The organism is Mycobacterium sp. NGS26, from assembly GCF_059813025.1.
On the sequence record NZ_JCALDU010000003.1, the window covers coordinates 653,151 to 675,874 of the forward strand.

General features: G+C 70.7%; 21 protein-coding genes and 1 pseudogene. 10 read left to right on the forward strand and 12 right to left on the reverse strand.

From position 1 onward, the window contains the following. Nucleotides 1–3: 3 nt before the first annotated feature. On the reverse strand, nucleotides 4–1,095 hold the full coding sequence (locus AC5Y6X_RS14135) for an adenylate/guanylate cyclase domain-containing protein (RefSeq protein WP_324678813.1): 1,092 nt from the start codon (nucleotides 1,093–1,095) through the stop codon (nucleotides 4–6). 45 nt (nucleotides 1,096–1,140) lie between these two features. On the opposite strand from AC5Y6X_RS14135, the gene gcvT reads away from it, so the two are divergent. Continuing rightward, nucleotides 1,141–2,238 carry a glycine cleavage system aminomethyltransferase GcvT gene (gene gcvT / locus AC5Y6X_RS14140; RefSeq protein ID WP_324678811.1) on the forward strand — a complete coding sequence of 366 codons (1,098 nt, stop codon included), beginning with the start codon at nucleotides 1,141–1,143 and terminating at the stop codon, nucleotides 2,236–2,238. A gap of 57 nt (nucleotides 2,239–2,295) precedes the next feature. Next, nucleotides 2,296–3,402 (forward strand): branched-chain amino acid aminotransferase, encoded by a 1,107-nt coding sequence (locus AC5Y6X_RS14145; RefSeq protein ID WP_324678809.1) that lies wholly within the window; start codon nucleotides 2,296–2,298, stop codon nucleotides 3,400–3,402. A 5-nt stretch (nucleotides 3,403–3,407) separates the two neighbouring features. On the opposite strand, the gene AC5Y6X_RS14150 is transcribed toward AC5Y6X_RS14145, so the two are convergent. Genes AC5Y6X_RS14150 through AC5Y6X_RS14165 form a run of 4 tightly spaced genes read right to left on the reverse strand, consistent with a single transcriptional unit; the run spans nucleotide 3,408 to nucleotide 6,468 of the window. After that, nucleotides 3,408–4,148, reverse strand: a complete 741-nt coding sequence (locus tag AC5Y6X_RS14150; protein ID WP_499986995.1) for an adenosylcobinamide-GDP ribazoletransferase — start codon at nucleotides 4,146–4,148, stop codon at nucleotides 3,408–3,410. Next, nucleotides 4,145–5,200 carry a nicotinate-nucleotide--dimethylbenzimidazole phosphoribosyltransferase gene (gene cobT / locus AC5Y6X_RS14155; protein ID WP_499987063.1) on the reverse strand — a complete coding sequence of 352 codons (1,056 nt, stop codon included), beginning with the start codon at nucleotides 5,198–5,200 and terminating at the stop codon, nucleotides 4,145–4,147. The genes AC5Y6X_RS14150 and cobT overlap by 4 nt, the downstream gene beginning before the upstream one ends. Then, on the reverse strand, nucleotides 5,200–5,754 hold the full coding sequence (locus AC5Y6X_RS14160) for a bifunctional adenosylcobinamide kinase/adenosylcobinamide-phosphate guanylyltransferase (RefSeq protein WP_499986996.1): 555 nt from the start codon (nucleotides 5,752–5,754) through the stop codon (nucleotides 5,200–5,202). The genes cobT and AC5Y6X_RS14160 overlap by 1 nt, the downstream gene beginning before the upstream one ends. 27 nt (nucleotides 5,755–5,781) lie before the next feature. Beyond that, complete coding sequence (locus AC5Y6X_RS14165) at nucleotides 5,782–6,468, reverse strand: DUF3043 domain-containing protein (protein ID WP_499986997.1); 687 nt, start codon at nucleotides 6,466–6,468, stop codon at nucleotides 5,782–5,784. Between the two features lie 183 nt (nucleotides 6,469–6,651). Here AC5Y6X_RS14165 and AC5Y6X_RS14170 point away from each other — a divergent pair, with 183 nt between their 5' ends. After that, nucleotides 6,652–7,728: a glycerate kinase family protein gene (locus AC5Y6X_RS14170; RefSeq protein WP_499987064.1), complete on the forward strand. Its 1,077-nt coding sequence runs from the start codon at nucleotides 6,652–6,654 to the stop codon at nucleotides 7,726–7,728. A 73-nt stretch (nucleotides 7,729–7,801) separates the two neighbouring features. After that, the gene (locus AC5Y6X_RS14175) at nucleotides 7,802–8,158 is read left to right on the forward strand and encodes an iron-sulfur cluster assembly accessory protein (protein ID WP_324678800.1); all 357 of its coding nucleotides are present in this window, start codon (nucleotides 7,802–7,804) and stop codon (nucleotides 8,156–8,158) included. A gap of 8 nt (nucleotides 8,159–8,166) precedes the next feature. On the opposite strand, the gene AC5Y6X_RS14180 is transcribed toward AC5Y6X_RS14175, so the two are convergent. Then, complete coding sequence (locus tag AC5Y6X_RS14180) at nucleotides 8,167–8,799, reverse strand: Rv0361 family membrane protein (RefSeq protein WP_499986998.1); 633 nt, start codon at nucleotides 8,797–8,799, stop codon at nucleotides 8,167–8,169. Between the two features lie 182 nt (nucleotides 8,800–8,981). Here AC5Y6X_RS14180 and AC5Y6X_RS14185 point away from each other — a divergent pair, with 182 nt between their 5' ends. Beyond that, nucleotides 8,982–9,956, forward strand: coding sequence for a carbohydrate kinase family protein (locus AC5Y6X_RS14185; RefSeq protein WP_499986999.1), 975 nt, complete (start codon nucleotides 8,982–8,984; stop codon nucleotides 9,954–9,956). 67 nt (nucleotides 9,957–10,023) lie between these two features. On the opposite strand, the gene asnB is transcribed toward AC5Y6X_RS14185, so the two are convergent. Then, the gene (gene asnB, locus AC5Y6X_RS14190; protein WP_499987000.1) at nucleotides 10,024–11,967 is read right to left on the reverse strand and encodes an asparagine synthase (glutamine-hydrolyzing); all 1,944 of its coding nucleotides are present in this window, start codon (nucleotides 11,965–11,967) and stop codon (nucleotides 10,024–10,026) included. A 132-nt stretch (nucleotides 11,968–12,099) separates the two neighbouring features. Here asnB and ctaC point away from each other — a divergent pair, with 132 nt between their 5' ends. From ctaC to AC5Y6X_RS14210, 4 genes are all read left to right on the forward strand, one after another. Continuing rightward, nucleotides 12,100–13,161, forward strand: a complete 1,062-nt coding sequence (gene ctaC, locus AC5Y6X_RS14195; RefSeq protein ID WP_499987001.1) for an aa3-type cytochrome oxidase subunit II — start codon at nucleotides 12,100–12,102, stop codon at nucleotides 13,159–13,161. Nucleotides 13,162–13,174: 13 nt separating this feature from the next. Further along, on the forward strand, nucleotides 13,175–13,594 hold the full coding sequence (locus AC5Y6X_RS14200) for a cytochrome c oxidase subunit 4 (protein ID WP_324678790.1): 420 nt from the start codon (nucleotides 13,175–13,177) through the stop codon (nucleotides 13,592–13,594). A gap of 182 nt (nucleotides 13,595–13,776) precedes the next feature. Next, nucleotides 13,777–14,706 (forward strand): MmpS family transport accessory protein, encoded by a 930-nt coding sequence (locus AC5Y6X_RS14205; RefSeq protein WP_499987002.1) that lies wholly within the window; start codon nucleotides 13,777–13,779, stop codon nucleotides 14,704–14,706. Further along, on the forward strand, nucleotides 14,706–15,329 hold the full coding sequence (locus tag AC5Y6X_RS14210) for a DUF2561 family protein (protein ID WP_499987003.1): 624 nt from the start codon (nucleotides 14,706–14,708) through the stop codon (nucleotides 15,327–15,329). Before AC5Y6X_RS14205 ends, AC5Y6X_RS14210 begins: the two co-directional genes overlap by 1 nt. A gap of 4 nt (nucleotides 15,330–15,333) precedes the next feature. Here the strand turns inward: AC5Y6X_RS14210 and qcrB are convergent, their stop codons facing one another. Genes qcrB through ctaE form a run of 4 tightly spaced genes read right to left on the reverse strand, consistent with a single transcriptional unit; the run spans nucleotide 15,334 to nucleotide 19,710 of the window. After that, the gene (qcrB, locus tag AC5Y6X_RS14215) at nucleotides 15,334–16,989 is read right to left on the reverse strand and encodes a cytochrome bc1 complex cytochrome b subunit (RefSeq protein WP_324678784.1); all 1,656 of its coding nucleotides are present in this window, start codon (nucleotides 16,987–16,989) and stop codon (nucleotides 15,334–15,336) included. Further along, nucleotides 16,986–18,197, reverse strand: coding sequence for a cytochrome bc1 complex Rieske iron-sulfur subunit (gene qcrA / locus AC5Y6X_RS14220; protein ID WP_499987004.1), 1,212 nt, complete (start codon nucleotides 18,195–18,197; stop codon nucleotides 16,986–16,988). The genes qcrB and qcrA overlap by 4 nt, the downstream gene beginning before the upstream one ends. Further along, a complete protein-coding gene (gene qcrC, locus AC5Y6X_RS14225; RefSeq protein ID WP_499987005.1) occupies nucleotides 18,194–19,051 on the reverse strand; it encodes a cytochrome bc1 complex diheme cytochrome c subunit in 858 nt (285 codons plus the stop codon). Before qcrC ends, qcrA begins: the two co-directional genes overlap by 4 nt. A gap of 47 nt (nucleotides 19,052–19,098) precedes the next feature. Next, on the reverse strand, nucleotides 19,099–19,710 hold the full coding sequence (gene ctaE, locus AC5Y6X_RS14230) for an aa3-type cytochrome oxidase subunit III (RefSeq protein WP_324678781.1): 612 nt from the start codon (nucleotides 19,708–19,710) through the stop codon (nucleotides 19,099–19,101). Nucleotides 19,711–19,824: 114 nt separating this feature from the next. Here ctaE and trpD point away from each other — a divergent pair, with 114 nt between their 5' ends. Next, nucleotides 19,825–20,919: an anthranilate phosphoribosyltransferase gene (gene trpD, locus AC5Y6X_RS14235; RefSeq protein ID WP_499987006.1), complete on the forward strand. Its 1,095-nt coding sequence runs from the start codon at nucleotides 19,825–19,827 to the stop codon at nucleotides 20,917–20,919. On the opposite strand, the pseudogene AC5Y6X_RS14240 reads toward trpD, so the two are convergent. After that, nucleotides 20,857–22,686: pseudogene (locus tag AC5Y6X_RS14240) on the reverse strand (DEDD exonuclease domain-containing protein); the annotation flags it as partial. The gene trpD and the pseudogene AC5Y6X_RS14240 sit on opposite strands and share 63 nt — an antisense overlap. Between the last annotated feature and the right edge of the window lie 38 nt (nucleotides 22,687–22,724).

The following is a 22,724-nucleotide window of genomic DNA, read 5'->3' on the forward strand; positions in this document are numbered from 1 at the left end:
ACCCTAGTCACTGCGCAGATCGAAGGCGGTGACCGGCGCGTCAAAGCCCTTGAGCGTCAGCGGACCGTGCGGGACGGCGGGCCAGTCCGGCAACTCGTCGTGCAGCGCCGAATCGGCGAGTATCTGCCCCGGCGCCGCGGCCGCCACCAGCCGCGCCGCCAGGTTGACCGGGCTGCCGAAGTAGTCCCCGTTGATGGCCAGCACGCTGCCGTACGCCAGGCCGGCTCGAACCTGCACACCCTCCTGCCGGGCCCGCGGATGCTCGACGAGGTCGGCCGCCGCCCTGGCGAGCTGCCCGGGCGACGCGCTCACCCACATCACCTCGTCGCCGATGAACTTCACCACCCGGCCGCCGTCGGCATGCACCACGTCGGTGACGGTCCCGGCGAACTCGTTGAGCAGCAGCGACAACTGGGCGGGCGTGAGCGCCTGGGTGAGCACGGTGAAGCCGGACAGATCCGCAAAACCGATGCCGCACACCACACTTGCCGAGCTGTCGCGCAGGACGCCCTCGAAGTGGGTGCGGGCGCCGGTTAGGTGATGGCGGTGAACGACGTCGATCAGCTCCCCGATCCGGGGGACGAACTCCGCGACCGCGCGGTAGGCCTGCGCCGTGGCGAGCTCGTCGTGAGTGTGGGTCATCTGGATGTCCGGCATCCCGACGCGGATCACCGTCGACTCGGCCTCCGCGAGTCGGGCCATCGTGGCGCCGAGGACCCGCAGTATCCCGTTCGCGCCGTCCTCACCCACCACCGTCTTCAGGGCGGCCCAGGTCGCCAGCGCATCGACGTCGGCCTGGCTCAGCGCGGGAACGTCGGGCCCGGCGACGGTCAGGCCGAGCAAACCCCAGGCGTGGGCGACCTCGTCGGGTGACACGCCGAGCCGCTCGGCCGCGGTCGCCATCGTGTAGACCGGGCGCCCCGACCATTGCAGGACGTCCCCGGCCAGCCCGAACAGTCGGCCGCGCTGTTCGGCCTCCACCATCTCCTCGACCGTGAAACCGAGTTCGTTCAGATACTTGATCAGGTCGGCCCGCTCGCGCGGGTTGGCGATGCCGGCGGCCTCGAGCGCGTCGAAGTCCAGGTGATCGGACACCTGCCCAAGTGTGCCAGCAATACCGCTCGGTTAGGGTGAGACGCCGTGACCGACCACCTGCAGCACGGACCGCTGGAAGAGCGCCATCGCGAGCTCGGCGCGACCTTCGCCGAGTTCGGCGGCTGGCTGATGCCGGTGTCGTATGCCGGGACCGTCAGCGAACACAACGCCACCCGCAACGCCGTCGGCCTGTTCGACGTCAGCCACCTCGGCAAGGCGTTGGTGCGCGGTCCGGGCGCGGCGCGGTTCGTCAACTCGGCGCTCACCAACGACCTGGGCCGCATCGGCCCGGGCAAGGCGCAATACACGTTGTGCTGCACCGAATCCGGCGGCGTCATCGACGACCTGATCGCCTACTACGTCGACGACGACGAGATCTTTCTGGTGCCCAACGCCGCCAACACCGCCGCGGTCGTCGAGGCGCTGCAGGCGGCCGCGCCCGCGGGCCTGACGATCAGCAACGAGCATCGCTCGTATGCGGTGCTGGCGGTGCAGGGGCCGCGATCGACGGACGTGCTCGGCGAGTTGGGACTGCCGAACGACATGGATTACATGGCCTACGCCGACGCTTCGTTCTCCGGGGTGCCGGTGCGCGTCTGCCGCACCGGCTACACCGGCGAACACGGATACGAGCTGCTGCCGGGCTGGGAGTCCGCGGCGGTGGTGTTCGACGCGCTGGTGACGGCGGTGTCGAACGCGGGCGGCCAGCCGGCCGGCCTGGGCGCCCGCGACACGCTGCGCACCGAGATGGGCTATCCCCTGCACGGGCACGAACTTTCGCTCGACATCTCGCCGCTGCAGGCCCGCTGCGGCTGGGCGATCGGCTGGAAGAAGGACGCGTTCTTCGGCCGCGACGCGCTGCTCGCCGAAAAGGAGGCCGGGCCGCGACGGCTGCTGCGGGGCCTGCGAATGGTGGGCCGCGGCGTGCTGCGTCCCGGGCTGACGGTGCTGGCCGGAGACGCCCCCGTCGGGATCACCACGTCGGGAACGTTTTCCCCGACGTTGCAGGCCGGCATCGCGCTCGCGCTGATCGACACCGACGCGGGCGTCGAGGACGGCCAGCTCGTCACCGTCGACGTCCGCGGCCGCCCCGCCGAGTGCGAAGTCGTGCGTCCGCCCTTCGTCGCCGTGAAAACTCGTTAGGCGCCACCGGTTTCCCGTGGCAAAAACCCGTTCGCACCCGGATATACAATCAGCGCCATGACCAGCGGCCCAGGCGAGTTCACGGTTACCCGCGCGGCCAACCCGGCGACCGACGCCGAACGCGAGGCGATCCTGGCCGACCCGGGCTTCGGCAAATACTTCACCGACCACATGGTCTCGATCGACTACGCCGAGGACCGCGGCTGGCACAACGCACGGGTCATCCCGTACGGCCCGATTCAGCTGGACCCGTCCGCGATCGTGCTGCACTACGCGCAGGAGGTGTTCGAGGGGCTCAAGGCCTACCGTTGGGCCGACGGCTCGATCGTGTCGTTTCGCGCCGACGCCAACGCCGCCAGGATGCGTTCGTCGGCGCGGCGGCTCGCCATTCCCGAGCTGCCCGGCGAGCTGTTCATCGAATCCCTGTGCCAGCTCATCGCCGTCGACAGCGCGTGGGTGCCCCGCGCCGGCGGCGAGGAGGCGCTGTATCTGCGCCCGTTCATCTTCGCGACGGAGCCGGGGCTGGGGGTGCGGCCGGCCAAGCAGTACCGCTACCTGCTGATCGCGTCGCCGGCCGGCGCCTATTTCAAGGGCGGCATCACCCCGGTCAGCGTCTGGGTGTCGACCGAATACGTGCGGGCCTGCCCGGGCGGCACCGGCGCGGCCAAGTTCGGCGGCAACTACGCCGCGTCGCTGCTGGCTCAGGCCCAGGCCGCCGAAAACGGTTGCGACCAAGTGGTGTGGCTGGACGCCGTGGAGCGTCGCTTCATCGAAGAGATGGGCGGGATGAACCTGTTCTTCGTGCTCGGCAGCGCCGGGTCGGCGCGGCTGGTCACGCCCGAGTTGTCCGGCTCGCTGTTGCCCGGGATCACGCGGGATTCGTTGCTGCAGTTGGCAATCGACGCCGGATTCGCCGTCGAGGAACGCAAGATCGACATCGACGAGTGGCAGAAGAAGGCCGCCGCGGGGGAGATCACCGAGGTGTTCGCCTGCGGCACCGCGGCCGTCATCACCCCGGTCTCGCGGGTGAAGTACGGCGACACCGAGTTCACCATCGCCGACGGCCAGCCCGGCGAGGTGACGATGGCGCTGCGCGACACGCTGACCGGCATCCAGCGTGGCACCTTCGCCGACACCCACGCCTGGATGTCGCGGCTCGGCTGACCGCCTTATACCCGGACCAGTCCGGCCAGCGCGACGGCGGCGACCGTCGTCGTCAACTCGATGGCCGCGCCCAGCACATCGCCGGTGATGCCACCGAAGCGGCGCACGCAGTGCGCCACCAGCGCCGCGCCGCAGCACACCGCCAGCAGCACCGCGACCGGCCCCTGCCACGGCCGCGGACCCGCCGCCAGCGAAGCGGCCAGCAGCACGGCGAGCCAGGCCGCCACCACCGGCGCGGGCTGGGTGCCGGCGACCCGGACGCCCAGCGCGCTGCCCTCGGCCGCCGGCACCGACCGGCGACAGGCCAGCACCGCCACGACCCGTCCGGCGGCCACGGCCACCACGATCGCGACCGGGCCGAGCGCCGAAAAGGCCAAGCCCTGCAACGTGATCACCAGCACCACCGCCGCCACGCCGAACGGTCCGGTCGACCCGTCGCGCATCACCGCCAGCGCGCGCGGCGGTGGCCCGTAGCAGCCCAGGCCGTCGGCCGTGTCGGCGACGCCGTCGATGTGCAGGCCGCGGGTGGCGAGCAGCATGGCCGCCACCGCGAGCAGGCCGGGCAGCGGGCTGGTCGGGCCGAACGCGTGAACGCCGACCCACGCGACACCCGCGGCCAATGCGCCCAGGGCGGCGCCGACCACCGGCAGCGCGGTCATGGCGCCGCGGCCCATCGGGATCGCCCCGGCGCGCGGCGCCGGGGCGATCGTGCCGAACGCGAAAGCCGTTGCCAGCGAACGCATCACGATGGGGGAGCACCGCCGGGCTCCGAGACGCCGGCGTCGGCGAACGTCGCCATCGACGACAGCGCGGCCACCGCGCAGCGCAGCACCGGCAGCGCCGCCGCGGCGCCGGTTCCCTCGCCCAGCCGCATGCGCAGGTCCAGGATCGGGTCCAGTTCGAGGGCCGCCAGGGCCAGCGCGTGGCCCGGTTCGGTGGACCGGTGACCGGCCTGCCACCACTGCCTGGCGCCCGGCGCCAGGCGCTCGGCGACCAGCGCGGCGGCCGTCACCGCCATCCCGTCGAGCAGCAGCGGCGTGCGCCGCACCGCGGCCTGCGCGCAAAAGCCCGCCATCGCGGCCAAGTCCGCGCCGCCGCAGCAGCGCAGCAGTCCGACCGGGTCGGGCAGCACCAGCCGCGCGCGAAACAGGGCGTCGCGGACCGCGGCGGCCTTGCGCGACCAGCCGGCGTCGTCGATGCCGGTTCCGAAGCCGACCACCGCGACCGGCTCGGCGTTGGTCAGCGCCGCCACCAAAACCGCTGCCGCAGTGGTGTTTCCGATTCCCATGTCGCCCGCGATCAGCAGGTCGGCGCCGGCGTCGACCTCCTCGTCGGCGATGCCGCGACCGGCCGCGAGCGCGCGGCCGGTCTCCTCGTCGGTCAACGCGTCCTCGACGGCGATGTCGCCGCTGCCGCGGCGCACCTTGTGGGCGCCGATCCGCTCCGAGGCCGGCGGGGCGTCCACCGCCAGGTCCGCGACCCGCACCGTCGCGCCGGCGACGTCGGCGAGCACGTTGATCGCCGCCCCGCCGGCGTCGATGTTGGCGACCATCTGAGCGGTCACCTCCGGGGGATAGGCCGACACCCCCGAGCGGGCGACGCCGTGGTCCCCGGCGAACACCACCACCCGGGCCCGCTCGAACTGTCGGGGCGGGCAGCGCCCCTGGCACGACGCGACCCACACCGACAGGTCCTCGAGCCGGCCCAGCGCGCCCCGCGGCTTGGTCAACGTGTCCTGACGGGCGCGCGCGGCGGCCGCGACGGCGGCGTCGGGCGGCGAAATCGGCGTGAATTCCATCACGTTCCCGACGGTTTGATCGGCTTGATCGGTACCGCCTGCCCGGCCACCACCAGCACCACCCGATCGCACAGCGCGGCGACGCGCTGGTTGAGGCCGCCCAGCTCGTCGGCGAATAAGCGTCCCGACGCGGTGGCCGGCACCACGGTCAGCCCGACCTCCGGGCTGACCAGGACCAGCGGGGCGCCGAACGCGCCGACGGCGGCGACCAGGGCCTCGACGGTTTCGCGGACCGAAGCCGCCGACCCGTTCTCCCACGCCCGGTGCCGGTCCAGCGCGCCGGTCAGCCAGGCGCCGAGGTCGTCGACCAGCGTCGGGGTTTCGGGGCAGCGCCGCAATTGCGTTGTGATGTCGTCGGTTTCGACCGTCGACCAGTGCGCGGGCCGGCGGTCGCGGTGCCGGCGGATCCGCTGCGCCCACGCCTCGTCGCCCTCGCCGGCCGGGCCGGGGGCCAGGTAGCGTACCGGCTGCCCGGGCGCCAGCGACGCGGCGATGGCTTCCTCCGCCCACCGGGACTTGCCCGACCTGATCCCGCCGAGCACCAGGGTGCGCACCGGGGTCAGACGGCTTTCAGGCGAGGCTCAACCGACACTGGCGCCGTGCTTGACTTGGGGCCGGGGCGTCCGCATCCGGCGCATCTGGGAGGCCCGGCTGGCGGCGTAAAGACCCAGCTTCCAACGGCTTTCGGTGTTGCTCGGGAACTTCTCGTCGACGAGCCTGTTGACCTTGCGGCCCAGGATCAGCCCGTCGATGCTCATGAGGGCCATCACGGCCAGCATCGCCGGCGACATGTACAGCTGCAGCTGCGGGACACCGAACATGATGAACAGCAGCGTCAGCGTGGACGGCATGAACAGGCCGAGCAGGTTGCGCCGGGAATCCACCACGTCGCGCACGTAGCGGCGCACCGGCCCCTGGTCGCGCGGCAGCAGGTAGGCCTCCTCGCCGGCCATCATGCGCTCCCGGCGCTCCGCCATCCGGGCCCGGCTGGCGGCCCGTTCGGTCCGGCGTTCCTCGCGGCTGAGCTTCGGGCCGGCCAGCGACTTGCGCCGGGCGCGCGCCTCGGCGGCGGTCATCGGCGCTGGCGCGACGGGGCCCTTGGTGCGCCGCGCCTCGTTGCGCTTGGGCGTGGGCCGGCCCTTGGGACCGGTCTTGCGCGATCCCGGCGATGCCGCGTCGGCCGGACCGTCCAGGTCGGGTGCAGCCGGCGCCGTCGTACCCCCGTCGGGGTCCTCGTCATGGGTTTTCTTGCGGCCCAGCAGCTTCACAGTCGCCAGGTTACTTCGCGGGCCGTCCGCGCCGAAACGGCCCCGTGCGGCGCCGTCATTCGTCATGCTCCAGCAGGGCGGTACACCTACTCTTACTCTGATGAACGGCTACCTGTGATGGACGACGGCTCGATGGCCTCGGATGACGCTGGCCTGTCGCCCGGCCGTCTCCAGCTGCCGGCCATGCTGGTCCTGGTTGCCCCTGATTGCTACGGAGACAGCCTCACGGCCGTCGAGGCCGCCGCCGCCATCGCGACGGGCTGGACCCGGTCGCGGCCGGGCGATCGATTCATCGTGGCGCCCCAGTCCGACGGCGGCCCGGGTTTCGTCGAGGTGCTGGCCGGCCGGCTGGGCGAGAAGCGCCGGCTGCGGGTGTCCGGCCCGCTGGACTCCACGGTGGACGCCGAGTGGGTGTTCGATCGCGACTCGGCGACCGCGTACCTGGAATCCGCGCAGGCGTGCGGCCTGGCGCTGCTGGGCGGTCCGCCCACCCCGGAGACCGCGATGGCGGCCCACAGCAGGGGAGTCGGGCAGCTCGTCGCCGAGGCCCTACGCGCCGGGGCGAAGCGGATCGTGGTCGGGCTGGGCGGCAGCGCGTCTACCGACGGCGGCCAGGGCCTCATCGCGGAGCTCGGCGGCCTGCAAGCCGCCCGGCGGCAGCTGGCCGACGTCGAGCTGATCGCCGCGTCGGACACCGAATACCCGCTGCTGGGGCCGTGGGGAGCGGCCAGGATGTTCGGGGCGCAGAAGGGCGCGGACACCGCGACGGTCGCGGCGCTCGAGGTCCGCCTCGAGGCGTGGGCCCTGGAACTGGAAGCCGCGGCCGGACGGGATGTGAGCTCCGAACCGGGCGCGGGCGCCGCCGGCGGCATCGGCGCCGCGCTGCTCGCGCTCGGCGGCCGCAGCGAGTCCGGCGCGGAGATCGTCGCCGGGCACACCAACCTGGCCGACGACCTCGAGACCGCCGAGCTCATCGTCACCGGGGAGGGCCGGTTCGACGAGCAATCCCTGCACGGAAAGGTGGTCGGCTGGCTGGCCGACAAGGCCCGTCCGCTGGGCATTCCCGTGGTCGTGCTGGCGGGCCAGGTGGATCTGGACAAATCCACGGTGCGATCGGCGGGCATGATGGCCGCCCTGTCCATCGCCGACCACGCCGGATCGGTGCGGCTGGCGCTGGCCGACGCGGCCAATCAGCTGATGGGTTTGGCGTCGGTGGTGGCCGAGCGACTCGGGAATAGCGGTCCCGCAAGGTACCGTTGAGGGAGTGGGTTTCCCCGGGCGGTTCACCAGCCGCGGGTGACTCACCCAAACCATGAGGCATGTAGGAGAAGCAATGACGGTGCAGAACGAGTCGAGCGCCAAGACGCACGGCGTGATCCTGACCGAGGCCGCCGCCGCCAAGGCGAAGTCCCTGCTGGATCAGGAGGGACGCGACGACCTGGCGCTGCGTATCGCGGTCCAGCCGGGCGGGTGTGCTGGGCTGCGCTACAACCTCTTCTTTGACGACCGCACCCTGGACGGCGACCTCACCGCCGAGTTCGGCGGTGTGACCTTGACCGTGGACCGGATGAGCGCGCCCTACGTGGAGGGCGCGTCGATCGACTTCGTGGACACCATCGAGAAGCAGGGCTTCACCATCGACAACCCCAACGCCACCGGTTCGTGCGCGTGCGGGGACTCGTTCAACTAGCGGTTCGACTAGTACGAGCCGCCGGTTCGAAGCACATACGAGCACACCAGGGTGTCGCCGCGCTGAAACAGCAGCTGCGCGACCCCTTGCACGTCGCCGCGCATCGGGCCGCCGGTCGCGGGTGAGACCCGCATCGTGAACAGCGCCTGGGCCTGATACTGCGACAGGTACACGATCTTGTCGATCGAGGTCACCTCGACGTTGGAGAACTGCTTGCGGAACGCGTCGCTGCTCAGCTTGGCCAGCGCCTGGTCGGAACGCTTGTCGCGCACCGCGTCGTACAGCCCGCACAGCGCGTTGCGGACGATGTTGTCGGTGTCGCGGCGCTCGAGGGCGTCGAGATAGCCCTGAATCGCCGACTTGGCCGACGCTTCGGAGAACGCCGCGCCGGTGTTGGCCCCATTGGTGCGGACTCCGTAGACGATCGCCACCGTCATCGCGGCGACCAGCGCGACGGCCAGCAAAACGCCGATGACCAGCCGCCGCTTGGACCGCCGCGCCGGGTACCCCGGGGGCGGCACCTGGCCCGGATAGCCGGCCGAGGACGGCGGCTCGTGCGGGAACTCGACCGTCCGGGACTCGGCGTAGGGCGCGGGTCCGTCGGCGCCGACAGTGTGGTTCGGCGGGTGCGGACCGCCCATGTGGTTCTCCTACGGTGGTAGACGGGACACGAACGGATAGCGCCCGAGCATTCGGGTCCCGGCGACTTGAGTGAGTTCCCTTGGCAGGCTAGCGCACGGCCGCGCGGGCCGACCGCGGACGCAACGACGGTCGATACGCCTGAGTAAGCTAGGCAACCTTACTAACGGAGGGTGGAGATTTCGTGACGATCGCGGTGACCGGTTCGATTGCGACCGACAACTTGATGCGTTTTCCCGGGCGGTTTTCCGAGCACCTGCTGGCCGATCACCTGCAGAAGGTTTCGCTCAGCTTCCTCGTCGACGACCTGGTGATTCATCGCGGCGGGGTGGCGGGCAACATCGCCTTCGCCATCGGGGTGCTGGGCGGTGACGTCGCGCTGGTCGGCGCGGCAGGCGACGACTTCGGCGACTACCGCGAATGGCTCGAGCGCCACGGGGTCAACTGCGAGAACGTGCTGATCTCCGAGTCCGCGCACACGGCGCGGTTCACCTGCACCACCGACCTCGACATGGCCCAGATCGCGTCGTTCTACCCGGGCGCCATGTCGGAGGCCCGCAACATCAAGCTCGCCGACGTGGTGTCCTCGGTGGGCAAGCCGGACCTGGTCGTCATCGGGGCCAACGACCCCGACGCCATGGTGGTGCACACCGAGGAGTGCCGGAAGCTCGGCCTGGCGTTCGCGGCGGACCCGTCGCAGCAGCTGCCCCGCCTGTCCGGGGAGGACATCGGCAAGCTGGTCGACGGGGCGGCGTACCTGTTCACCAACGACTACGAGTGGGAGCTGCTGCTCAACAAGACCGGCTGGTCGGAATCCGACGTGCAGGGCAAGGTCGGCCTGCGGGTGACCACGCTGGGCGCCAAGGGCGTGGACATCGTTGACCGCGACGGCACCACCGTCCACGTCGACGTCGTGCCCGAGACGGCCCAGGTCGACCCCACCGGCGTCGGCGACGCGTTCCGGGCCGGGTTCCTCACCGGCCGCACCGCCGGCCTGAGCATCGAGCGGTCGGCGCAGCTGGGCTCGCTGGTCGCCGTGCTGGTGTTGGAGTCGACGGGAACCCAGGAGTGGGCCTGGGACCACGAGGTCGCGAAGAGCCGGCTGGCCGGCGCCTACGGCGAGGACGCGGCGACCGAGATCGCCGCGGTGCTCGCCTAGGTCCGCCGAGCAGACGCAAAAGCCCCGCACGCCTCGGCGTGTCGGGGGCTTTTGCGTCTGCTCGGCGTTACAGCTGCACCGGGTACACCGGCTCGCGGATCTCGGGCACCACGCTGTGCTCGACGAAGATCGCGTGCCAGAGCATGAAGATCAGCACCGTCCACAGCCGGCGGCTGTGGTCGCTGCCGCCGCTGCGGTGCTCGTCGAGCATCCGGCGCACGGCGGCGAGGTCGATCAGGTAATCGGCCCGCGACGAGGCCACCATCGCGTAGGCCCACTCCAGCAGCTCGCCGGCGCGCAGCCAGTGCCGGATCGGGACCGGGAACCCGAGCTTGGGCCGGTGCAGCACGTGGGCCGGGACGATCGGCTCCAGGGCCCGCCGCAGCGCGTATTTGGTCGTGGTCCGGGTGATTTTCGCCTCCACCGGCAGCCGGGACGCGACGGCGAACACCTCGGGGTCCAGGAACGGCACCCGCAGCTCCAGCGAGTTGGCCATCGTCATCTTGTCGGCCTTGACCAGGATGTCGCCGCGCAGCCAGGTGAACAGGTCGATGTGCTGCATGCGGGCCACCGGGTCCCAGCCGCGCGATTCGGCGTACACCGACGCCGTCACGTCGGTGTGGGTCCAGTCGTCGCGAAACCCGGGCAGCACGTCGCGCAGCTGCGCGTCGGAGAAACTCCGGGCGTTGCCGTAGTAGCGCTCCTCGAGCGTCAGCGACCCGCGGTGCAGCAGGCTCTTGCCGCGCATGCCCTCCGGCAGCGGCCGCGACACCTTGCCCATCGACCGCCGCAGCGGCCGCGGCAGATACTCGAAGGGCTTCAGCGACAACGGTTCCCGATAGATCGTGTAGCCGCCGAACAGCTCGTCGGCGCCCTCGCCGGAGAGCACCACCTTGACGTGCTTGCGGGCCTCGCGGGCGACAAAGAACAGCGGCACCAGCGCCGGGTCGGCGACGGGCTCGTCGAGGTACCAGACGATCTCGGGCAGGGCCGCGACGAACTCGTCCGGGCTGACGACCTTGGCGACGTGCCGGGCGCCGATCGCCTCGGCCGAGGCCACGGCGACGTCGATCTCGGAGAATCCCTCGCGCTCGAAACCGGTGGTGAAGGTGATGAGCCGGGGGTTGTGCCGGATGGCCAGCGCCGCGATCGCGGTGGAGTCGATGCCGCCGGACAGGAAGGCGCCGACCGTCACGTCGGCGCGCATGTGCTTGGCCACCGAGTCCTCGAGCACCGCGGTGATCTCGTCGTAGCGGGCCTGCTCGGTGTCGCGGGTGATGGGCACCGCGGCGAACCGCGGCACGAAGTAGCGGGTGACCTCCGGCGCCGACCCAGGGCGGATCCTGGCGTAGCAGCCCGACTCGAGGCGGCGCACCCCGCGGTGCAGCGTCTCGGGCTCCGGCACGTACTGCAGCACCGTGTAGTGCTGCACCGCGCGGCGGTCGATCCCGGTGTCGAAGCCCACCAGCTCGGCCAGCTCCAGCAGGCACTTCTTCTCGCTGGCCACCGCGGTACCGCCCGAGCCGGTGGCCATGAACAGCGGTTTGATGCCGAAAGGGTCACGCGCGCAGAACAATTCGCGGGTGACGGTGTCCCACAACGCGAAGGCGAACATGCCGCGCAGCCGCGTCAAGACGTCGGTGCCCCAGTGGTGGAAGCCGGCGACGATGGGCTCGCCGTCACCGTCGGTGGCGAAGACGGCGCCGTGCCGGGCCGCCAGTTCCTCGCGCAGCTCCAGGTAGTTGTAGATCTCGCCGTTGAACACCAGCACGTAGCGGTCCGGCGCCTCCGGCGGGCCCCAGCGCAGCGGCTGATGCGAGTGCGCGATGTCGATGATCGACAGCCGGTTGAACCCGAACACGACGGATCCGTCGGCGCCCGGGTCGGCCCAGGTGCCCGGCTCGTCGGGCCCGCGGTGGCGCATCAACCGCAAGGCGTCGGAGACGGCGCCGTCGGCGCGCGCGGCGTCGGCGCTGCCCTGGTGGGCGAGGAACGCCAGCAGACCACACACGGCGCCCCAGTATGCCGCACCCGGGCGGTGCCCGCGGTGCCGCACCGACTGGCCGGCCGGGGTTTCGTCGCCGCGCCGAGGGGCGTGGTCTACGCTGCGTAGTATTCGATATCCGAGCAGGAGGGCGCCAACGTGACACCTCGCGAGCAGGCCCGTTCGCAACGTCTGTCGCAGCGCAGGTTCTCCGGCCTTCGGCGGCTGGCGCTGGCCGTGACGCTGGGCGTGCTGGCGGTGAGCCTGAGCGGGTGCAGCTGGTCGGGGGTGCTGGCCATGGGCTGGCCGGAGGGCATCACCCCGCAGGCCCACCTCAACCGGGAGCTGTGGATCGGCGCGGTGATCGCCTCGCTGGTCGTCGGCGTCATCGTGTGGGGCCTGATCTTCTGGACCGCGGCCTTCCACCGCAAGAAGGCGACCGACACCGAGCTACCCCGCCAATTCGGCTACAACATGCCGCTGGAGCTGGTCCTCACCGTGACGCCGTTCCTGATCATCTCGGTGCTGTTCTATTTCACGGTCGTGGTCCAGGAGAAGATGCTGCACCTGGCCAAGGACCCCGAGGTCGTGATCGACGTCACCTCCTTCCAGTGGAACTGGAAGTTCGGGTACCAGCGCGTCAACTTCCACGACGGCACCCTGACCTACGAGGGCCTCGACGAGGCCAAGAAGAAGGCCATGGTGTCCAAGCCCGAGGGCAAGGACAAGCACGGCGAGGAGCTCGTCGGCCCGGTGCGCGGCCTCAACACCGAGGACCGCACCTACCTGAACTTCGACCGGGTCGAAACCCTGGGCACCAGCACCGAGATCCCGGTGCTGGTGCTGCCCGCCGGCAAGCGGATCGAGTTCCAGCTGGCCTCGGCCGACGTCGTGCACGCGTTCTGGGTGCCCGAATTCCTGTTCAAGCGCGACGTGATGCCCAACCCCGTGGCGAACAACTCCGTCAACGTGTTCCAGGTCGAAGAGATCACCAAGACCGGGGCGTTCGTCGGGCACTGCGCCGAGATGTGCGGCACGTATCACTCGATGATGAACTTCGAGGTGCGCGTGGTCCAACCCAACGATTTCAAGGCCTACCTGCAGCAACGGATCGATGGAAAGAGCAACGCCCAGGCGTTGCAGGCGATCAACCAGTCGCCGGTGGCGGTGACCACCCACCCGTTCGAAACCCGCCGCGGCGAGATGACGGCAAGCCAGTAGGTTAGGACACTCAATGCACATCGAAGCGAGGCTGTTCGAGTTCGTCGCCGCGTTCTTCTTCGTTACGGCGGTGCTGTACGGGGTGCTGACCGCGCTGTTCGCCACCGGCGGCGAGGAATGGGCGGGAACCACCGCGCTGGCGCTGACCGGCGGCCTGGCGTTGATCGTGGCCACCTTCTTCCGCTTCGTCGCGCGCCGCCTCGACACCCGGCCCGAGGACTACGAGGGCGCCGAGATCAGCGACGGCGCAGGGGAATTGGGGTTCTTCGCCCCGCACAGCTGGTGGCCGATCCTGGTCGCGCTGGCCGGCTCGGTGGCCGCGGTCGGCATCGCGCTGTGGCTGCCCTGGCTGATCGTCGCCGGCGTGGTGTTCATCCTCGCCACGGCGGCGGGCCTGGTGTTCGAGTACTACCTCGGTCCGGAGAAGCACTGATTTGCGACCCGAAGGTCACAATCCGGGCATCAGTTGACCAGTGGTCCCGTCGCTAAACTTATTTGCCCCAGTCGGTTCGGTAGGGTTTGCCCAGGCACAATGACAATTTCCCGAGCGCGCGCGCAACGGCTTGACCGCGGAGCCCCGCGCGCTGGTGAGGCAGTTGGACAGGGCAGGCAGACATGAACGGGCCGAAACCCCCGGGACGGGAACCTGAAGAAGAAGAATCCGCCGCCGAGCTCGGCCACGAACCCGATCCCGGCAGCGCGCCCGGCGACGATTTGGAGCCCCCGGGTGAGGCCGGGGAGCCGGGGGTCGACGACAGCGCCGAGTTGGCGGCGGCCGACGACACCGGCCTGACGGACGCGTACTCGCGGGCCTACTCCGCGCCGGAGTCCGAGCACTTCATGAGCGGCCCCTATGTGCCGGCCGACATGGTGCTCTACGACTACGACGGCTACCAAGAGCCGTCCCACCACGACGACGAACACGGCGCCCCGCGCTGGCCGTGGATCGTGGGCGTCGCCGCCATCGTCGCCGCGATCGCGCTGGTGGTCTCGGTGTCGCTGTTGGTTGCGCGCACCGACACCAACAAGCTCGCCAACCCCGCCACCAGCACCACGCCGCCCACGTCGCCCCCTTGGAACGAGGGCAGCACCACCACGCCGCCCCCGCCGCCACCGCCGACCACCCCACCGCCGCCGCCCCCGACAGCTACGGAGACACAGACCGTGACGGTGACGCCCGCCCCGCCACCCCCGCCACCCGCCCCGGCGCCGGCCCCGCCGCCGGCCACCTCGACGGCGGCCGCCCCCCCGCCGCCACCGAGCACGCCGGCCGGGCCGCGACAGGTCACCTACTCGGTGACCGGCACGAAAGCGCCCGGCGACATCATCTCGGTGACCTATGTCGACGCCTCCGGTCGCCGGCGCACGCAGCACAACGTGTACATCCCGTGGTCGATGACGGTCACGCCGATCTCGCAATCCGACGTCGGCTCGGTCGAGGCGTCCAGCCTCTTCCGGGTCAGCCGGCTCAATTGCTCGATCACCACGAGCGACGGAACGGTGCTTTCGTCGAACACCAACGACGCCCCGCAGACGAGCTGCTGATGGTCAGCAGGTATTACGCATACCGGCGCGGGTCGGACACCATTCCGCCCGACGTCATCGACCGCATCCTGGTGGGGGCGTGCGCGGCGATCTGGCTGGTGTTGCTGGGCGTCAGCGTGGCCGCCGCCGTCGCGCTTGCCAACCTGGGCCGGGGCTTTCACAAGGCGGCCGCCGGCAGCTCGCACACCACGTGGGTGCTGTACGCCGTCATCGTCGTCTCGGCGCTGATCATCGCCGGAGCGATCCCGGTGCTGTTGCGGGCCCGGCGCATGGCCCAGAGCGATCCGGGCGTCCGGTCGGCGGCCGCGCCGGGCCGAACCCCGCTGCGGCCGGGCGCCCCCATAGCGCGCACCCTCGGGGCCCGCACGGTGCGGGCCGGGGAGCCGGCCGCCGAATGGTCCGGTGAGGCGGTGGACCGGGTTTGGTTGCGCGGCACCGTCATTCTGACGGGCACGATGGGCGCCGCGCTGATCGCCGTCGCGGCGGCGACCTACCTGATGGCCGTCGGGCACGACGGCGCGTCGTGGTTCGGCTACGTGCTGGCCGGGCTCGTCACCGCGGCGATGCCGGTCGTCGAATGGCTACACGTGCGCCAGCTGCGGAGCCTGATCGCCGAGCGCTAGCTTTCTAGTGCTCGCCTTCCTCGCCGTTGGAACCGACGGTGCTGTCCTGATGCTCGCGTAGCGCGGTCAGCGCGCGTCGCTCCGCCGCGTGCGACGCCTCGCGCAGCGCCGCATCCTCGGACGGAGGATCGGCGAACAAGAAGCTGCCGTGACCCGGCGTCCCGCCCGAGCCCAGCCGGTTCATCTTGTTGGGCACCGGCGCGCCCTGGTACTCCAGCGGGATCGGGTGGCCGTGGTCGTCGACCGGGCCGAGCGGCTGGTGCAGCTCGATGTAGGCGCCGTGCGGCAGCCGCTTGATGATGCCGGTCTCCACGCCGTGCTCGAGCACCGCGCGGTCGCTGCGCTGCAACCCGATGCACCACCGATAGGTGATGAAGAAGATGAACGGCGGCAGGATCACCATCCCGATGCGCCCGATCCACGTCGTCGCGTTCAGCGAGATGTGGAACTTGAACGCGATGATGTCGTTCATCGCCGCCAGGGTCAGCACCATGTAGAAGGAGATCGCCATCGCGCCGATCGAGGTGCGCACCGGCACGTCCCGCGGCCGCTGCAGCAGGTTGTGGTGCGCATAGTCACCCGTGAACCGCTTTTCCAGGAACGGGTAGATGATCAGCAGGATGAACACCGCGCCCATGATCAGCGCCACCCAGACCACGGCGGGAATGGTGTGGTGCCAGAAGTAGAACTCCCACGGCGGCCAGATACGGGCCAGGCCCTCCGTCCACATCATGTAGAAGTCCGGCTGCGAGCCGGCCGACACCTGAGATGGCTTGTAGGGGCCCAGGTTCCAGATCGGGTTGATCTGCAGCAGCCCACCCATCAGGCCCAGCACGCCGACGATGGCGGCGAAAAACGCGCCGGACTTGACCGCGAACACCGGCATGACCCGCACGCCGATGACGTTGTGCTCGGTGCGGCCCGGGCCGGGGAACTGGGTGTGCTTCTGGAACCACACCAGCGCCAGGTGTAATCCGATGAGCGCCAGGATGATTCCGGGGAACAGCAGGATGTGGATGGCGTACAGCCGCGGGATCAGGATGTCGCCGGGGAAGTCCCCGCCGAACAGCGCCCAGTGCAGCCAGGTCCCGATCACCGGCATGCCCAGCGTGATCGACGAGAGCGCGGCCCGCAGCCCGATACCGGACAGCAGGTCGTCGGGCAGCGAGTAGCCGAAGTAGCCCTCGAACATCGAAAGGATCAGCAGCAGCGAGCCGATCACCCAGTTCGCCTCGCGCGGGCGCCGGAACGCCCCGGTGAAGAAGATGCGCGCCAGGTGCACCATGATCGCCGCGGAGAACATCAGCGCGGCCCAGTGGTGGATCTGCCGGACGAACAGGCCGCCGCGGACTTCGAAGGAGATGTTCAGCGCCGTCTCGTAGGCGCGCGACATCTCCACACCCCGAAGTGGTTGGTAGACACCGTTGTAGGTGACCTCAGTCATGGACGGATCGAAGAACAGCGTCAGGTACACGCCGGTGAGCAGCAGCACGATGAAGCTGTAGAGCGCGATCTCGCCGAGCAGGAACGACCAGTGCGTCGGGAAGACCTTGTTGAGCTGCCTGCGCACCGCCGCCGAGGGGTGATAGCGGGTGTCGATGTCCTCGCCCTGCTTGGCCAGGACGTCACCGATCTTCGGGGGGCTCAGTTTGGGACTCATGTCGTCGTCCTCTCCCAAAATGCCGGTCCGACGGGCTCGATGAAGTCGCCGTTGGCGACCAGATACCCGTTGGTGTCGATGGTGATCGGCAGTTGTGCCAACGCACGGGCGGCCGGGCCGAAGATCGGCTTGGCGAAATGCAGTGCGTCGAACTGCGATTGGTGACACGGGCACAAGATCCGGTAGGACTGCTGCTCGTACAGCGACGACGGGCAACCCAGGTGCGAGCAGACCTTGGTGAAGGCGAAGAACTCGCCGAAGTTGAAGCTCTCCTGGCCCTGGCGTTTGACCACGCGCGGCAGGTCGCTGGGCCGAATCCGGATGAGCATCACCGGATTACGCACACCCATCTTGATCGCGGTCAGCTTCTCGTGCGATTCCGCGGTGGTGCCGTCGCCGTCGGACTCCCGCCACGGGAACACGGTCTCCATCGCGCCGGCGTCCATGTCCTCCGGGCGCATCTTGACGAACGGTGCGCCGTTGTGCGAGCCGGTGGCGCGCGCCAGGTAGATGGTCTCGCCGTGGTAGCGCGGGGTCCAGCCCGACGTCCACAGCACGGCCTTCTTGCCGTCCGCGGTGGGCACCACCGGCTTCCACGGGTTCTTGATCAGCCCGCCGAGGAACGCCACCAGGGTGGAAAGGCCGAACGCGCCCAGGCCCATGCCCAGCGACAGCCCGATCAGCTTGCGGCGCCCGATCGTCGAGCCCTCGTAGGCGTCGGCCAGGTTCGCCACCACCGTCTTGCGGTCGATCTCGCGGGACGCGCCGTCATGCCGTTCCTGGATCGAAATCTCTTCGGGGATAAACCTTTTCTGGAACAGGATGGCGCCGATGGCGATCGCCAGGATGGACAGCCCGAAGGTCAGGCCGTACAGCGGCGTGGTCAGCGAGTACCAGAAGCTTCCGGCGGCCTCGCGGGGCTTGTACTCCCACGGCCAGAACAAGAAGATCAGCAGCAGCGCCAGGCCGAAGAAGCCGCCCAGCACGAGCCACAGGGCCACGCCGCGCTCGGCGCGCTTCTCGGCCCTGGTGCCCTCGACCGGCCAGCGCGGCTCCTTGTAGACGGTCTCGACGCCGTCGAGCTTGCCGCCGAGCGCGACCAGTTCGTTTTGCGGCATCGCGGCCAGCGCGGCCTCGTTGGGCTCCTGGGCCGCGCCGCCGCCCTTGTCGGTGTCCGAGCCCTTGGGGATGTTCGAGCCGTCGCTCATGATCGCGCCCCAATCCACAGTGCCAGCCCGATGGCGGCGACCATCCCGATGATCCACATCGCCATGCCCTCGGGCGCGGGTCCGAACCCGCCGAGGCCGTAGCCGCCGGGCTGGCGCTCCTCGGAGACGGTCCGGACGTAGCCGATGATGTCCTTCTTGGCCTCGAAGGAAAGCTGACGGTCGGAGAACTTCGGCATGTTCTGCGGGCCGGTCAGCATCGCGTCGAGGATCTGCTGCTCGTTGGCGGGCCCCAGGTCGGGCGCGAACTTACCGGACGACAGCGCCCCGCCCTTGCCGGTGAAGTTGTGGCACGAGGCGCAGTTGAGCCGGAACAGGTCGCCGCCGCGGCCCAGGTCGGTCCCGCGCAGCGAGGACATCGCCACGCTGCCGTCGGGGTTGCGTGTCACGGTGGGGCCGCCGCCGTTGGCCTGCACGTAGGCGCCGATGGCGTCGATCTGCGCCTCGTCGAAGATCGGGTCCTTGCGCGGCGCCTGGGCCTCGCCGCGCATGGCGGGCATCCGGCCGGTGGACACCTGGAAGTAGACGGCGGCCTCGCCGACGCCGATCAGGCTGGGCCCGTGGTCCGGCACGCCCTGCAGGTTGGCGCCGTGGCAGGACACGCACGAGGTGTCGAAAAGCTGTTTGCCCGTGCGCAATAGCGCCGAGGACGACTCGTCGGCGACGGCCACCTGCGGGCGGGGGGTCAGCACCGCGGCCAGGCCGCCGGCGACGGTCAGCGCGATCAGCAGCAGCAGGCCGCCCGACAAGCGGCGGCGCAGCCGCCGGCGCGCGCGATCGTTTCGCTGACCCCGGGGCTTGCCGCCACCGGGTCGGGTAGACCTCAGTTTCTTCAACCGAGCACTCCTGTCATTCCTCTTTGAAAGCCGTTAGGGCGCCGCCTTCATCGGATGAAATAGATCACGGTGAACAGCGCGATCCACACGATGTCGACGAAGTGCCAGTAGTAGGAGACGACGATGCTGGCCGTCGCCTGCGCGGGGGTGAACTTGGTCATCGCGGTGCGGGCCAGCAGGAAGATGAAGGCGATCAGCCCGCCGGTGACGTGTAGCCCGTGGAAGCCGGTGGCCAGGTAGAACACGCTGCCGTAGGCGCTGCTCGGGATGGTCGTGCCGTGGGTCATCAGGTGGTAGTACTCGTAGGCCTGGCCGAGCACGAAGAACAGGCCCATCAGGAAGGTGATCACGTACCAGCGGCGCAGCCCGAAGACGTCGCCGCGCTCGGCCGCGAACACCCCCATCTGGCAGGTGAACGACGACGCGATCAGCACCAGCGTGACCGGGACGGCCTGGTACAGGTTCAGCTCGGTCGGCGGCGGCGGCCAGCTCCCGCCGGCCTGGGCGCGGGCCGTGAAGTAGAACGCGAACAGCCCAGCAAAGAACATCAGCTCGCTGGAAAGCCACACTATGGTGCCAACACTGACCATGTTGGGTCGATTCAGCGAATGCACCCGTGACGTGATCGCAGTACCCGAGGTCCCCACAGCGCTGGTCACATCCGCAAGTATGACGCTTTGTAGTTGTCGAACTCTACCCGGGTCTGAAATTTCGCCGATCGGCGTTTCGCGCGCAGGTTGGGAGGTGCTCGGCAGTCGTGGGACCATCGGCGCGTGGCTCTGTCATCCGAGGCGTCGTCCGGGGCTCCCTCACCCGCCGGGTCGGCGCCGTCGTGGCCGCAGGTGCTTGCCCGTTTGACGGACCGGCGGGAACTGGCCCGCGGTCAGGCCGCCTGGGCGATGGACCAGATCATGACGGGCAGCGCCAGGCCGGCCCAGATCGCCGCCTTCGCGGTGGCGATGAAGATGAAGGTCCCCACCTCGGCTGAGGTCAGCGAGCTGGCCGACGTCATGCTGAGCCACGCGCGCCGGATGCCCGCCGACGCGATCCGTGACGACACCGTCGACATCGTGGGCACCGGCGGCGACGGCGTCAACACCGTCAACCTGTCCACCATGGCGGCCATCGTGGTCGCGGCCGCGGGCGTCCCGGTGGTCAAGCACGGCAACCGGGCGGCGTCGTCGCTGTCCGGCGGCGCCGACACGCTCGAGGCGCTCGGGGTGCGCATCGACCTCGGGCCCGAGCAGGTCGCGCGCAGCCTCGCCGAAGTCGGGATCGGGTTCTGCTTCGCGCCGGTGTTCCATCCGTCCTACCGGCACGCGTCCGCGGTGCGTCGCGAGATCGGGGTGCCGACGGTGTTCAATCTCCTTGGGCCCCTTACCAATCCGGCGTGGCCGCGGGCCGGGTTGATCGGCTGCGCGTTCGCGGAGCTGGCCGAGGTGATGGCCGGGGTGTTCGCCGCGCGTCGCTCCAGTGTGCTGGTGGTGCACGGCGACGACGGGCTCGACGAGTTGACCACCACGACGACGAGCACGATCTGGCGAGTGCAGGCGGGCACCGTGGATCGGCTGACCTTCGACCCCGCCGGATTCGGCTTCGCCCGCGCCGAACTCGACGAGCTGCTGGGCGGCGACGCGCAGGCCAACGCCGCGGAGGTGCGCGCGGTGCTGGCCGGCGCCAAGGGACCGGTCCGCGACGCCGTCGTGCTCAACGCCGCCGGCGCGATCGTCGCCCACGCCGGGCTATCCAGCCGCGCTGAATGGTTGCCGGCGTGGGAGGACGGGCTGAGCCGCGCCGCCGCCGCCATCGACTCCGGTGCCGCCGAACAGCTGCTCGCGCGATGGGTGCGGTTCGGCCAGCAGGTCTGAGTCGACCGTCTGTTCGTAGGCCAGCCGCGCCGAGCGCGCCGCCGCCGCCCACCCCGCCCAGGGGCCCGCCGACCGCAGCGGCGACGCCCAGCCGTCGTCGCCGACCACCCGGACGATGCGGACCCCGGGGGTCGCCAGCCAGCGCGCGATGAGGGCGGTCTCCTCGACCGGCGCGCCGCCCAGCGGGGCCGGCGCTCGCAGGATCGCCTGTGCGCCGGCCGAAATGGCGTCGACCACCGGCATCGGCGGCACCCCCCGCCCGGCGGCGCCGGCGGCGGCGAGTTGGCCGTGGCGGATGACGGCCAGGTGATAGCCGCCGTTGCCGTCCGGGGCGGCGGCGACCAGCTCGCCCACCGCGGCCAGGGCGCGCAGCCGCTGGCCGCGCCACAGGGTTTCGACGGCGGTGGCGGTGCGGTCGCGCAGTCGCGCGGCGCTCTCGTAGTGGCGGCGCTCGGCGAGCGCGGTGACCTGACCCACGGCCGCGTGCAGCGCGTCGTTGTCCTGGCCGTCGATCAGGTCCGCGGCGCGGGCCACGGCCGCCGCGTATTGGGTGGCCGTCGCGTCGCGGGCGGCCGGACACGGCGACACCTCGCGCTCGGGGCAGGCCGGCCCGTGCAGCGCGCCGCGCGCCAGCCGCGCGGTGCAGGTTCGGATACCGGTGAACCGCGCGAGCAGCCAGGCGGTCTCGGCGGCGTCGGCGCGGGAGCGAAACGGGCCGACGGCACGGTCGTGGCGCGGCGAGCGCACCACCGACAGGCGCGGAAACGCCTCGTCGGTCAGCACGACCCACCACCAGCGGTGCGGGAACCGCGACCGGCGGTTGAACGGCGGGGCGTGCGCGGCCAGCAGCCGCAGCTCGCGCACGCCGGCCTCCAGCGCGTGCGCGCACTCGACGTGGTCGACCGCGGCGGCCAGCGTGACCATCTCCTTCATCCGGCCACGGGGGTCGGCGCCGGTGAAGTACTGGCTCACCCGGCGGCGCAGGTCGACGGCGGTCCCGACGTAGAGCACCTCGCCGGCCGGCCCGCGGAACAGGTACACGCCGGGCCGATGCGGCAGGGCATCGGCGAGCGCCCGCTTGCGGCGCTGGGCCGGCGTCACGCCGGGCAGGTACGAGCGCAGGTCGGCGTAGGTGTGCACGCCCTGGTTGCCCACCCGCTCGATCAGGGCGTGCAGCACGTCGACGGTGGCGCGGGCGTCGTCGAGGGCGCGGTGGGTGGGCTGCGTTGCGACGGCGAACAGCCCGGCGAGTGACGCCAGGCGCACGCTGGGGGCCTCCTCGCGGCTCAGCACCCGGCGGGCCAGCCGCACCGTGCACAGCACTTGCGGTCGCGGCCACGGGATTTCGCAGCGCTGGGCGGCGGCCCGGAGGAATCCGATGTCGAAGCCGGCGTTGTGGGCGACCCACACCGCCCCGCTGTCCGAGCCGGCGAACTCGAAGAACATCGGCAGCACGGCGTCGATGGTCGGGGCGTCGCACACCATCGCCGTGGTGATGCCGGTGAGCCGCACGATCTGCGGCGGGATGGCGCGCTGCGGGTCGACCAGGGTGGCGAACTCCCCGAGCACCACGCCGCCGCGGACCTTCACCGCCCCGATCTCGGTGATGGCGTCGGCCGGCGTTCCGTCGCCGCCGCGGGTGCGCCCCCCGGTGGTCTCCAGGTCCACCACGACGAAGGTGGTCTCGCGCAGCGGAGTTTCTTCGCTGGGTCGCCAGGCCGATTCCAGGTCGGCGAAACTCAGCTGAGTCGCACCCGTCACGCCCATGGCGGCGACGTTAAGCACGCCCACCGACACCGCGGCGT

What these genes read in the sequence shown, in the direction of transcription:
- AC5Y6X_RS14145 (WP_324678809.1), top strand. Translation starts at nt 2,296, where the DNA reads ATGACCAGCGGCCCAGGCGAGTTCACGGTTACCCGCGCGGCCAACCCG.
- cobT (WP_499987063.1), bottom strand. Translation starts at nt 5,200, where the DNA reads ATGGAATTCACGCCGATTTCGCCGCCCGACGCCGCCGTCGCGGCCGCC.
- AC5Y6X_RS14180 (WP_499986998.1), bottom strand. Translation starts at nt 8,799, where the DNA reads ATGGGCGGTCCGCACCCGCCGAACCACACTGTCGGCGCCGACGGACCC.
- qcrA (WP_499987004.1), bottom strand. Translation starts at nt 18,197, where the DNA reads ATGAGCGACGGCTCGAACATCCCCAAGGGCTCGGACACCGACAAGGGC.
- AC5Y6X_RS14200 (WP_324678790.1), top strand. Translation starts at nt 13,175, where the DNA reads ATGCACATCGAAGCGAGGCTGTTCGAGTTCGTCGCCGCGTTCTTCTTC.
- AC5Y6X_RS14205 (WP_499987002.1), top strand. Translation starts at nt 13,777, where the DNA reads ATGAACGGGCCGAAACCCCCGGGACGGGAACCTGAAGAAGAAGAATCC.
- AC5Y6X_RS14175 (WP_324678800.1), top strand. Translation starts at nt 7,802, where the DNA reads ATGACGGTGCAGAACGAGTCGAGCGCCAAGACGCACGGCGTGATCCTG.
- qcrB (WP_324678784.1), bottom strand. Translation starts at nt 16,989, where the DNA reads ATGAGTCCCAAACTGAGCCCCCCGAAGATCGGTGACGTCCTGGCCAAG.
- AC5Y6X_RS14170 (WP_499987064.1), top strand. Translation starts at nt 6,652, where the DNA reads ATGCTGGTCCTGGTTGCCCCTGATTGCTACGGAGACAGCCTCACGGCC.
- AC5Y6X_RS14210 (WP_499987003.1), top strand. Translation starts at nt 14,706, where the DNA reads ATGGTCAGCAGGTATTACGCATACCGGCGCGGGTCGGACACCATTCCG.